At 68.7% G+C, this 12120-nt stretch carries 9 protein-coding genes; 5 read left to right on the top strand and 4 right to left on the bottom strand.

Annotated features, from left to right (window positions below):
- Nucleotides 1-107 precede the first annotated feature (107 nt).
- Nucleotides 108-980 (bottom strand): helix-turn-helix domain-containing protein, encoded by an 873-nt coding sequence (locus AB0J16_RS41690; protein ID WP_358550505.1) that lies wholly within the window; start codon nucleotides 978-980, stop codon nucleotides 108-110.
- Here AB0J16_RS41690 and AB0J16_RS41685 point away from each other — a divergent pair.
- On the top strand, nucleotides 979-1521 hold the full coding sequence (locus AB0J16_RS41685; RefSeq protein WP_358550503.1) for a TIGR03086 family metal-binding protein: 543 nt from the start codon (nucleotides 979-981) through the stop codon (nucleotides 1519-1521). The two genes, AB0J16_RS41690 and AB0J16_RS41685, sit on opposite strands and share 2 nt — an antisense overlap.
- 217 nt (nucleotides 1522-1738) lie before the next feature.
- On the opposite strand, the gene AB0J16_RS41680 is transcribed toward AB0J16_RS41685, so the two are convergent.
- On the bottom strand, nucleotides 1739-2887 hold the full coding sequence (locus AB0J16_RS41680) for a Fic family protein (protein WP_358550501.1): 1149 nt from the start codon (nucleotides 2885-2887) through the stop codon (nucleotides 1739-1741).
- Nucleotides 2888-2995: 108 nt separating this feature from the next.
- On the bottom strand, nucleotides 2996-5356 hold the full coding sequence (lon, locus tag AB0J16_RS41675; protein ID WP_358550499.1) for an endopeptidase La: 2361 nt from the start codon (nucleotides 5354-5356) through the stop codon (nucleotides 2996-2998).
- 169 nt (nucleotides 5357-5525) lie between these two features.
- Here lon and AB0J16_RS41670 point away from each other — a divergent pair, with 169 nt between their 5' ends.
- From AB0J16_RS41670 to AB0J16_RS41660, 3 genes are all read left to right on the top strand, one after another.
- A complete protein-coding gene (locus AB0J16_RS41670; protein WP_358550497.1) occupies nucleotides 5526-6779 on the top strand; it encodes a sensor histidine kinase in 1254 nt (417 codons plus the stop codon).
- A complete protein-coding gene (locus tag AB0J16_RS41665; RefSeq protein ID WP_358550495.1) occupies nucleotides 6776-7432 on the top strand; it encodes a response regulator transcription factor in 657 nt (218 codons plus the stop codon). The genes AB0J16_RS41670 and AB0J16_RS41665 overlap by 4 nt, the downstream gene beginning before the upstream one ends.
- A 168-nt stretch (nucleotides 7433-7600) precedes the next feature.
- The gene (locus AB0J16_RS41660; RefSeq protein ID WP_358550493.1) at nucleotides 7601-8962 is read left to right on the top strand and encodes a phenylacetate--CoA ligase family protein; all 1362 of its coding nucleotides are present in this window, start codon (nucleotides 7601-7603) and stop codon (nucleotides 8960-8962) included.
- A gap of 717 nt (nucleotides 8963-9679) precedes the next feature.
- Here AB0J16_RS41660 and AB0J16_RS41655 read toward each other — a convergent pair.
- Nucleotides 9680-10477, bottom strand: a complete 798-nt coding sequence (locus AB0J16_RS41655; protein ID WP_358550491.1) for a DeoR/GlpR family DNA-binding transcription regulator — start codon at nucleotides 10475-10477, stop codon at nucleotides 9680-9682.
- Between the two features lie 290 nt (nucleotides 10478-10767).
- Between AB0J16_RS41655 and AB0J16_RS41650 the strand changes: the two genes are divergently transcribed.
- Nucleotides 10768-12117: an ABC transporter substrate-binding protein gene (locus tag AB0J16_RS41650; RefSeq protein WP_358550489.1), complete on the top strand. Its 1350-nt coding sequence runs from the start codon at nucleotides 10768-10770 to the stop codon at nucleotides 12115-12117.
- Nucleotides 12118-12120 lie beyond the last annotated feature (3 nt).

The following is a 12120-nucleotide window of genomic DNA, read 5'->3' as shown; positions in this document are numbered from 1 at the left end:
ATCAACCACCCGCCTCTACCTCCCGATCAGACCAACCACCCCCGCCTCTACCGCCCGATCAGACCAGCCGCACCCCCCTACTTCCCGATCAGACCAACCACCCGCCTCTACCGTCCGGTCAAAGGAGAGGGCTCTTGGCTGACGTGAGGATCGGGGGTCTGGCTTCCGAGTCGGGCGTAGGCCGCGGGTGGCATGCCGACGGCGGCGGTGAAGTCGCGAGTCAGGTGCGCCTGGTCGGTGTAGCCGAGTTCGGTGGCCAGCGTGGCGAGATCGAGGCCCTGGTAGACGCGTTCCGCGGCCTCGTGCAGCCGGAAACGGCGGATCACCCACTTGGGGCCGATACCGACGTAGTCCCGGAACAACCGCTGCAGCGAGCGCACCGACCGTCCCGAGTTGGCGGCCAGCTCATCGACCCTGGTCATGGACACGTCGTCCTCCACCATCGCCACCAGCGCCGCGACCTCCTCGGCCAGCGGATCCGGCTCCGGCCCCACACTCAGCAGGAACGTCTCGATGAGCGCCATGGCGGCCCGGGAGTCAGGCTCTGCCAGGACCCGCTCGACCAAGGTCGCGCCCGCCGCGCCGTACATCTCGCCGATCTCCACGAAGCGGCCGGTCAGCTCGGAAACCGGGCCATCGAGGAACGGCCGGAAGCCGCCGGGGCGGAAGCGCGTGCCGATCACCCGGCCGCTGCCCCGCATCGTGTACGAGAACCCGCCCCTGATCACTCCCGCGATCCGGTGGAAGTCATGGGTGATGGTCATGTTCACGGTGGGATGGGAGACGATGCGCTGTTCGTACGGCTCGGGGAGATCGGTCCAGGTGACGACCCAGAAGTGCTCCACGTAAGCCGAAATTTCGGATGATGGCGCCTGGCGGGCGAAATTGAAGGCGTCGAGTCCCGCGTACGGGTCGACCCAGCCGCGCTGTCGCGTTTCTACAAGCCGCGCCTGCGGTGGGCGGGGCACCATGGCTGCCATGGACGACATGATGCCGCTGATGACGCGTGCCACCGAACGCACCTCGGGGTTGGTGACCGGGGTGCGAGAGGAACAGTTCGGGTCGCCGACGCCATGCGCGAAGTTCGACGTCAAAGAGTTGATCAACCACCTGGAGTGGGTGGCGGAGATGTTCGAGTCGCTGGCGCGCAAGGGACCGCGCCTGGAGCAGGGGCCCTACGCGGGCGACTTCCCCGAGCAAGCGGAGCGCACGCTCGCCGCCTGGTCGCGGCGCGAGGCATGGGAGGGGACCAGCCCCGACATGGGTATGCCGATGACCGCGCTGGCCCACATGTACCTCATCGACCTGGTGGTGCACGGCTGGGACCTGGCCAGGGCCACCGGTCAGCAGTACGAGCCGGAGCCCGAGGCCATCTCGCGGGCGCTGGACTTCACCGACCGGATGGTGGAGATGGGCAGGCAGCGCGGCGTCTTCGGGCCGCCGGTGGCGGTGCCGGACGACGCCCCGGCGTTCGACCACCTGCTGGGCCTCATCGGCCGGGATCCGGCCTGGACACCGTGATCTTCGGTTAACCGGGGGCCTGCGGTCGGTCGAGGTCTACGGTCAGCCGAAGGCTTCGGCTGGTCGGCAGTCTGCGGTCGGTCGGGGGCCCGCGGTTGGTCGGCAGTCTGCGATCGGTCGGGGGCCCGATTGGTCGGCGGCCCGCGGTTGGTCGACGGTCTGCGGTTGGTCGGCGGTCTTGCGGTTGGACGCGTCTGCGGTTGATGGGGCGGCCACGCTAGGCGTTCGCGTCAGTCATCCGGCGGTAGGGGTCGCGCAGCGGGGTGACGCGTTCGGCGAAGTCGGCCTTGATCCTGGCCATGCGCGGACCGGGGGCGTAGAAGCGGCCCTTGGTCTCGCCGTACGGCTGGAGCCAGCCCTTGGCGGCGAGGTCGCGCAGGTCGCGGGCGGCCTGGCCCTGGCTGAGCCCTTCGTCGGCCTGGTAGCGGCTCCTGCGCAGACGCCTGTTGACGAACACCTCGTAGAGGGCGGAGACGGTCCGGTTGTTGAGACCGTCGCCGTCGACCTGCTCCTCCAGCAGCATCCAGATCTCCCCGGCCTCGGCCAGACGCTGCCCGACCCGTTGGGCCTGGAGATGGTGGGCCCGCAGGCAGAATCGCACCCAGGACAACATCTCGTCGTACGGCCGCCACGAGCCCTGCTGGATCTCCCGGAGCGCGCGGTAGTAATCGACCGTGTTCTCGCCTAGGCCGAGCCACTCCTCGATGGAGGAGAACTCAGGAGTGAGAATCTGCTCGCGGCCGAGGACCAGTGTCTGCAGGGCGCGCGACATCCTCCCGTTGCCGTCGCGCCACGGGTGGATCGCGACCAGGTTGAAGTGCGCCATCGCCCCACGCACGTAGCTTGGCGCGTCGAGATCTCCGGTGTTCAGCCACGTGACCAGCTCGTCGAGCAACCCCGGCACCTCTTCGGCGTCAGGGCCCTCGTAGACCACCTCTCCCGTCGCGGAATTGCGAACATAGATACCGCCGGGGCGTACTACTCCAGGCGTCTTGTCACGGTGATGGCCGATCATCATGAAGTTGAGCGCGTTGAGCAGCCCCACGTCGAAGCGGAAGGTGGGAGCGCGTGAAAGCATCTGGATATAGGTCAGCGCCTGCTGGTAACCCGCGATCTCCCGCGTCACCGATGCCGACGTCTCCAGTGGCTCCTCCCCCGACATGATCGACTCGATGTCTTCGACGCTGGCGTGATAGCCCTCGATCGAGTTGGATCCCTGAATCGCCCGCGCCTGCAGTTGCCTGCGGAGCTGTCCGTCCCAACGGTGCGACTCGGCCAAGCGATATTTCAAGTCGCGCCGCATGTCTTCGATCTCCGCGAGCACGCCCTTGTCGGCGGCCTCCAATGCGGGTGTGTCGTACAACATGAAGCCAGAAAAGCATGAGCGAATCATTCAGTCAAACGAACGGATAATTCGCCTAAATAGCCAAAAGCCCCGCCGTACCGAAGTACGACGGGGCAGATGGGTGACAGGTCAGGCCGCGACCGTCGAGGCGACCTGAGCCGGGGTCAGGGCGATGTCGAGGACCTCGCGCACGTCGCTGACCGGGTGGATCGTCAGCTCGTTACGCACCTCCTCGGGCACGTCGTCCAGGTCCGGCTCGTTGCGGGCCGGGATGAGGACCGTGGTGATGCCCGCCCGGTGCGCCGCCAGCAGCTTCTGCTTGACGCCGCCGATCGGCAGCACCCGGCCGGTGAGGGAGATCTCACCGGTCATGGCCACGTCACTGCGTACCGTACGACCGGACAGGAGCGAGGCCAGCGCGGTCGTCAGCGTCACGCCCGCCGAGGGGCCGTCCTTGGGCACGGCGCCCGCGGGGAAGTGGACGTGGACCGAGCGGTCCTTGAACGCGGTGACCGGCAGCTCCAGCTCCGCGCCGTGCGAGCGCAGGTAGGAGAGCGCGATCCGGGCCGACTCCTTCATCACGTCGCCGAGCTGGCCGGTGAGCGTGAGCCCCGTCTCGCCGGTCTCCGGCTCGGCCAGCGACGCCTCGACGTAGAGGACGTCGCCACCTGCGCCGGTGACCGCCAGGCCGGTCGCCACGCCGGGCACCGAGGTGCGCTGGGTGGCCTCCGGCAGCGACGACTCCGGCACGAACCTGGGGCGGCCGATGTAGCCGACCAGATCGTCCTCGCCGACCGTGACGGGCAGCTCGTTGTTGGCCGCGACCTTGCGCAGGATGCGGGCGACCGAGCGCTCCAGGGACCGTACGCCGGCCTCCCGGGTGTATTCGGCGGCCAGCCTGCGCAGCGCCGCGTCCTCGACGCCCACCTCTTCGGCGGTCAGACCGGCGAGGTCGAGCTGCCGGGGCAGCAGGTGGTCACGGGCGATCGCCACCTTCTCGTCCTCGGTGTAGCCGTCGAGCGTGACGACCTCCATGCGGTCGAGCAGCGGCCCGGGGATGGCCTCCAGGACGTTGGCCGTCGCCAGGAACAGCACGTCGGACAGGTCAAGCTCGACCTCGAGGTAGTGGTCGCGGAACGTGTGGTTCTGCGCCGGGTCGAGCACTTCGAGCAGGGCCGCCGTCGGGTCGCCGCGGTAGTCGGCGCCGACCTTGTCGACCTCGTCGAGCAGCACGACCGGGTTCATCGACCCGGCCTCGCGGATGGCGCGGACGATGCGGCCGGGCAGCGCGCCGACGTAAGTGCGCCGGTGACCGCGGATCTCCGCCTCGTCACGGACGCCGCCGAGCGCGACGCGGACGAACTTACGGCCCATCGCCCGCGCGACGGACTCGCCCAGCGAGGTCTTGCCCACTCCGGGAGGCCCGGCGAGCGCGAGTACGGCGCCGCTGCGACGGCCGCCCACCACGCCGAAGCCCTTGTCCTGGCGGCGCTTGCGCACGGCCAGGTGCTCGATGACGCGGTCCTTCACGTCGGCGAGGCCGGTGTGGTCGGCGTCCAGCACCGCACGGGCGCCGGTGATGTCGTAGTTGTCCTCGGTCCGCTCGTTCCAGGGCAGGTCGAGGACGGTGTCGAGCCACGTACGGATCCAGCCGGTCTCAGGAGACTGGTCGGACGTACGCTCCAGCTTGTCGACCTCCTTGAGCGCGGCCTCGCGCACCTTCTCCGGCAGGTCGGCGGCCTCGACGCGGGCCCGGTAGTCCTCTTCCTCGGTCTCGGTGGAGTCGCCGTTGAGCTCCTTGAGCTCCTTGCGGACCGCGGCGAGCTGCTGACGCAGCAGGAACTCACGCTGCTGCTTGTCCATGCCCTCCTGGACGTCCTTGCGGATCGTCTCGGCGACGTCGAGCTCGGCCAGATGCTCGCGCGACCACTCGACCAGCCTGGCCAGCCGCTCGGCCGGGTCGGCGGCCTCCAGCAGCTCGACCTTCTGGGCCGTCGTCAGCCAAGGCGTGTAGCCGGAGCTGTCGGCCAGCACCGACGGGTCGTCGATCTGGTTGACCTGGTCGACCACCTGCCAGGCGCCGCGCTTCTGCAGGATCGTGGTGGCCAGGGCCTTGTACTCCTTGGCCAGCTCCTGGGCGCGCTCACCGGCGGCGACGGTGTCGATCGTGATGGCCTCCACCCAAAGGGCGGCGCCGGGGCCGGTCGTGCCAGTGCCGACGCGCACGCGGTCGACGCCGCGCACCACGGCGGCGGGCTCGCCGCCGGGCAGCCTCCCGACCTGCTCGACAACGGCCTGCACGCCGACAGCGCCGTAACGGCCGTCGATCCGGGGAACGAGAAGGACCCGCGGCTTGTTACCACCGGATGCCTGAGCCGCGTCAATGGCAGCCCGCACCTCGGAGTCGGACAGGTCCAGCGGAACCACCATGCCCGGCAGGACGACCTCGTCGTCCAGCGGCAGGACCGGGAGGATCAAGCTCTCACTCATACGAACTCCAAAGGGTTGAGTTATATGGACTCAAGTCATTAGAGCCCGGCATTGTTCCCAGGGTTGCCGATGTTCGCTCACGGCGATCGTAATTATGTAAGCGACCCATACCTGAGGATGACGACCCAGGGTTGATGTCCGCCCGTCCACGCCCCCGTAGGGTGGTCGCGTGTTCTCGGCAGTCGTGCGTCCCTTCGCGCTGGCGCTGTTTCAGGGCGACGCGGACCCGCCGCCGCCCCGGTCGCAGCGACTGCGCCTCCGGCTGCCCCTCGTCGGCGTCGTCGATCTGGCTCAGGCCGCCGGCATCGTGCTGGCGCTGATCCTTTACGGCACCACGCTGTCCCAGCTGATGGACTGGAACGTCACGGGCACCCGGCGGATGTCCGAGCCGCTGCTCTACTTCACCGCCGCGGCCATCTCCGTGCCCGTGGCGCTGCGCGACCGATGGCCGCTGGCGGCCTGGCGGGCGACCATGGTCATGCTGCCGGTCGTCCTCTGGGTGACCCGGGCGGTCGGCACGAGTGATCCGCCCTACATGCTCGGGCTGGCGGTGATGTACCCGCTGGTGACCTATTCGGTCGCCGTGCGCTGCGACCGCCGGATCACCGTCGCCCTTTGGACGATCAGCTTCCTGACCGCGTGGATCATCGACCCCGACTCGCTCTACCTCGTCACGATCATGGTGACGGTCGCCGCCCTGTACGGCTACAACGTACGCGTCCGCCGCAACGCCACGGCCAGGCTCGCGGAGGAGGAGCGGCGCTCGCGGCTGGCCGAAGGCGCCCAGGCCGTGCTCGAAGAGCGCGCCAGGATCGCGCGGGAGCTGCACGACGTGGTCGCCCACCACATGTCGGTGATCGCCATCCAGGCCGAGGCGGTGCCGCTCAAGGCGGCCGGCGATCCCGCGCGGCTGGAGGCGGGCCTGGCCGAGATCCGCAGCCTGTCCCTGGAGGCCATCGCCGAGCTGCGCCAGGTGCTCGGCGTGCTGCGCGACCAGGACGGCCGCACCGACACCGCGCCGCAGCCCGGCCTCGACCGGCTGGACGATCTCGTGTCCAACGCCCGCGCCGCCGGGCTCACCGTGGGGGTCGAGCTGCCGGATCAGCTGCTCGGGGCGCTGCCGCCCGCCGTCGGGCTTTCCGCGTACCGGATCGTGCAGGAGTCACTGAGCAACGCGATGCGCCATGCGCCCGGCACCACGGTCACGGTCGCCGTCGCATGCGACGACGACGCCTTACGGCTCCACGTCACCAACGGTCCCGGCGCCACGCCGGGCGGCCCGGAAGGGACCGGACAGGGGCTGGTGGGCATGCGGGAAAGGGCGGCGCTGCTCGGCGGCACGTTAGAGGCGGGACCCATCGAAGGGGGCGGTTTCCAGGTGTCCGCGACGTTACCGATCGCCGGGGCGGAGGAGACGGCGTGATCCGGGTGCTGATCGCGGACGATCAGGGCATGGTGCGCACCGGGTTCACGGTGTTCCTGAGCGCGCAGTCCGACATCGAGGTGGTGGGCGAGGCGGCCAACGGCGAAGAGGCGGTGCGGCGGGCGGCCGAGCTGCGGCCTGATGTGGTGCTCATGGACGTACGCATGCCGGTCATGGACGGGCTGACGGCGACCAGGCGGCTTCTGTCGTCGGGCGACGGCCCGAAGGTCCTCATCCTGACCACCTTCGATCTCGACGACTATGTCTATGAGGCGCTGCGGGCGGGGGCGAGCGGGTTTCTGCTCAAGGACGCCTCGGCAGTCCAGCTGGCCGAGGCCGTGCGGGTCGTCGCGGCGGGCGACGCCCTCATCGCCCCGGCGGTCACCAAGCGGCTGATCCACGAGTTCGCCCGGTTGGGCGCGCCCCGGGCGCCGACGGTCCGGCGGCTGGCGGAGCTGACGGAGCGCGAGACGGAGGTGCTGGCGCTGGTGGCGCAGGCGATGTCCAACCAGGAGATCGCGGAGAAGCTGGTGGTGGCGGAGCAGACGGTCAAGACGCATGTGGGGCGGATGCTGATGAAACTGGGGCTGCGCGACAGGGCACAGGCGATCGTGTACGCGTACGAGACGGGACTGGTACGCCCGGGAGACTGAGGCGTACGGGTGGCTCCACCAGAGGCAGGCAGGCAGGTGGGGGCAGGCAGGTGACCGCGTGCGCGGACGGAGGGCGGGGCGGGCGAGTGACCGCGTGCGCGGACAGGGGGCAGAGACAGCCGGGATGACCGCGTGCGCGGACGGAAGGCAGGATCTACCGTCTGAGAAATGGACCCGCTTGCGCTTTTCCATCAGGTGTCCGCGTCGGTGCCCGCGTACGGGGAGTTCCTCGCCGAGCACGGTGTCAGTCCGGACCAGGTGTCGAGCATGGCCGACTTCGCGCGGTTGCCGCTGCTCACCAAGGACGGCTACCTCAACCGCCACCCACTCCCCCGGCTCTGCCGCGACGGCGTGATCGGCGACATGATCGCGGTCTCGTCCGGTTCGACGGGCACGCCGACGTTCTGGCCGCGTTCCGTGTCCGACGAGCGGGTGATCGCCGCGCGGTTCGAGGAGGTGTTCCGGGACTCCTTCGAGGCTCGGGAGCGCAGAACGCTGGCCGTCGTCTGCTTCGCGCTCGGCACCTGGGTGGGCGGGCTGTTCACCGTGGCCTGCTGCCGCCACCTGGCCGAGCGCGGCTACCCGATCACTGTGGTTGCCCCCGGCAGCGACAAGCGTGAGATCCTTCGCGTACTCCCGCAACTGGCCCCGCACTTCGACCAGGTCGTGCTCCTCGGCTATCCGCCCTTCCTCAAGGACGTCATCGACGCGGGACTTCCCTGGTCCAGGTGGAACGTCAAGCTTGTCACGGCCGGGGAGGTGTTCAGCGAGGAGTGGCGCACGCTCGTGGCGGACAGGGCGGGCATCGCCGACCCGGTACGTGGCATCGCCTCCCTGTACGGCACGGCCGACGCGGGCGTGCTGGGCAACGAGACGCCTCTTTCCGTGGAGATCCGCCGGTTCCTGGCCGGGCGTCCCGGGGCCGCGAGGGAGCTGTTCGGGGAGTCGCGGCTGCCGACGCTCGTCCAGTACGACCCGGAGGTCCGCTTCTTCGAGGAGCACGAGGGCACGCTGGTGTTCTCGGGCGACAATGGCATCCCCCTGGTCCGTTATCACATCGCCGACGAGGGCGGGATCGTGCCGTTCGAGCGGATGTCACGTTTCGTCCGGCACCACGGCTTCGAGCCTTCGGCGACCGGCCCGTCCCGGCCCTTCGTCTACGTGTTCGGGCGCAGCCACTTCACCGTGTCCTACTACGGGGCGAACGTGTACCCGGAGAACATCTCCGTAGGGCTGCAGCAGCCGGCTGTCAGCTCGCTGGTGACCGGAAAGTTCGTCATGGAGGCGGTCGAGGACGACCGGCGCGACCGGCACCTGACGGTGACGGTGGAACTCATGCCCGGTGAGAAGCCGTCGGAGGAGACGGCGAGGCTGGTGGGCGAGTCGATCCTCGAACAGCTGCTCCGGCTCAACAGCGAGTTCGCGGCCTATGTACCAATGGCCCAGCAGGCGCCGTTCATCCGGCTACGTGAGCTGGGCGACCCCGAGTACTTCCCACCCGGCACCAAACACCGCTACACCCGGGCGTGACGACCATCCCGGCAGGATGATCTCAGACCGGTCGATCATGCCCACCGGCACACCGGTGATGTCCGAGCCGCTGCTCTACTTCACCGCCGCGGCCATCTCCGTGCCCGTGGCGCTGCGCGACCGATGGCCGCTGGCGGCCTGGCGGCCTGGCGGGCTGGCGGGCTGGCGGGCTGGCGGGCTGGCGGCCTGGCGGGCGACCATGGTCATGCTGCTGGTCGTCCTCTGGGTGACCCGGGCGGTCGGCACGAGTGATCCGCCCTACATGCTCGGGCTGGCGGTGATGTACCCGCTGGTGACCTATTCGGTCGCCGTGCGCTGCGACCGCCGGATCACCGTCGCCCTTTGGATGATCAGCTTCCTGACCGCGTGGATCATCGACCCCGACTCGCTCTACCTCGTCACGATCATGGTGACGGTCGCCGCCCTGTACGGCTACAACGTACGCGTCCGCCGCAACGCCACGGCCAGGCTCGCGGAAGAGGAGCGGCGCCACGAGCAGTCCCTGGTCGGCCCCGATCTGCACGAGATCGAGCCGGCGTCCATCGTCGGTGACCGCTTCGACAGCCGCGCGGCCGAAGCCGACCTCATCAGCGCGGGACTCGGCATCGGTCACATCCCGCCATCGCCCGGCACCAGGAGAGAGCCGCTGCTTCGGGCGGTGCGGGTAGGCCGGAGTAGGCCGCGTACAGATCGACCAGGTGGCCGTGACGGCCGTCCTCAGTCGTGCTCGGAGGGCACCACGTCGAAGGAGATGCCCTGGTCGCGCATCTCCTTGAGGGTCCGCTCGGGTGCGGCGTCGTTGGTGAGCACGAGGTCCCAGGCCGGCAGGGGCGCGACCCGGTGCAGGGCCACGCGGTCGAGCTTGGTGTGGTCGACCATGAGGACGCTGCGCTGGGCGGCGCGCATCATGGCCTGCTTGACCAGGACGACCTCCTGCTCCTGATGGTAGGTGAAGCCGCCGGACACGGCGGAGATCGAGGCGAACAGCAGGTCCACGCGCAGGGCCTCGATCGCCTCCAGGCACGGCACCCCGAGGAAGGACTCGTGGGGCCGGTACCAATCGCCGCCCAGCCCGATCAGGCGGATGTTGGGCAGGTCGCGCAGCACAGTGATGGCGCCCATGAAGTTCGTGACGACCGTGAGCGGAATGTCGTCGAGCAGCCGGGCGAGTTCCAGCGTGGTGGTCGAACCGTCGATCATGATGGCCATGCCGGGCTCGATCAGCTTACGTGCCCGCCGCGCGAGTGCGCGCTTCTCGCGTACGGCGCTACGCATCCGGTAGGCGACGTTGGACTCGAAGATGCTCGACGGCTGGACGCTGACACCGCCGCGATGTTTGTGCACGATGCGCTGGCGTTCCAGTTCGTCCAGGTCGCGGTGGATGGTCATGGTGCTGACGGCGAATCGCTCCGCGAGGTCCGCGGCCGTGGCCGAGCCGTGCTGGAGCACGTACTCGGTGATGTCGGCCTGGCGCTGAGCACGCTTGCTTCCCAGCCCGTTCTTGATATCGGACATCGCTCTCCTGTGATCATCTGTTGACGGAACGAGCATAGGCATGACCCCTGGCGTCAAGGCTTCTCACAGGATAGATGTTTTCATAACACGTAAATCTCACCACCGTCGAGCGTTCATCACAGCCGATCCGCTGCCATGAGTCCACTGAAAAGGGACAATTGTTATGAACGGGGCATCGTTGCGACACATCTATTGCGAAGTTCACGTTTGAATTGTTAGATGTAGCACCAACGCAACATCCTCGCGAGTGGTCCCAAGTGGCCGCTCGTCACCCCCCTCAGGAGGAACCCATGCCCCCGGGCAGGACCCTGCGTGGTATCGCCATGGCCGTCTCAGCCGTCATGGTCACCTCGGTGACCGCCTGCGGCGGAGGAGGTGACGGGTTCAGCGGCCAGACCGTCACGTTCTGGCACTCGATGGCCGGCAAGAACGGCGAAGCGGTCGCCAAACTGGTGGCGGACTACAACAGCAAGAACTCCGGCAAGATCCGGGTCCAGGCCATCTACCAGGGCAAGTACAACGACGCGCTGACCAAGCTACGCGCCTCCATCCAGTCCAGGCAGACCCCCAACCTGGTACAGGTCTTCGAGATCGGCACCCGGCTGATGGTCGACACCAAGGCCATCGTGCCGTTCGCCGACCTCGCGCAGGCCGGCGGCTTCTCCACCGGGGATCTGGAGCCGGGCATCGCCCGCTACTACACGGTGGGCGGGAAGCTACAGTCGCTGCCCTTCAACGCCTCCGCCCCACTGCTGTTCTACAACAAGGACGCCTTCAAGGAGGCCGTGCTCGACCCGAACAAGCCGCCCACCACGCTCGGGGAGATGGCCAAGGCCGCCAAGAAGCTGACGGTCAAGTCGGGCACCTCCGTCAGCCGGTACGGCTTCGTCGCCTCCATCGACGGCTGGCTCGTCGAGCAACTCCTGGCCAACGCCGGAGTCGAGTACTGCGGCCCGGGCAACGGCCGGGCGGACGCGGCCACCGCCGTCAACTGGAACACCCCGACCCTGAAGAGCATCGTCGACTTCTGGTCCACCTCAGTGAAGGACGGCGTGGCGCTCAACGTCGGCCGCAACAACACCGACGCCTCCGCCGCGTTCCAGGCCGGGCGGGCCGCGATGCTCCCCTTCACCTCCGCGAACCTCCGCGACATCATCAGCGGCGCCAAGTTCGAGGTCGGAGTGGCGAACTACGTGCGACCCGACGACGCCGAGCCGGGCAAGGGCGGCGCCTTCAACGGCGGCGGCTCGATCTGGACCCTCGCCGGCCACCCCAAGGAGCAACAGGCCGCCGCCTTCGACTTCCTGAAGTACCTCGCCTCCCCCGAGGCCCAGGCCACCTGGTCCACCAGCACCGGCTACATCGCGGTCAACGCCAAGGCCCAGGACACCGAGACCTACAAGAAGGTGCTGACGACCTACCCCGACTTCGCCAAGCCCGCCGAAGAACTGCGCGCCGCCGCCGACGCCCCCGCCGCCCAGGGCTGCCTCATGGGCGCGATGCCGCAGGCCAGGGACAAGATGAACGACATCGTGGAGAGCGTCATCCTCGGCCGCGCCACGCCGGAGGCCGCCATCGCCAACGCAGAGGCGGCCATCAAGCCGGCGATCGAGTCCTACAACAAGTCCGTCGGAAAGTGACGA

Source organism: Nonomuraea sp. NPDC049750 (assembly GCF_040659625.1).
Lineage (GTDB): Bacteria > Actinomycetota > Actinomycetes > Streptosporangiales > Streptosporangiaceae > Nonomuraea.
The sequence above is the reverse complement of the archived record's forward strand: the minus strand, read 5'-3'. Positions and strand labels throughout refer to the sequence as shown.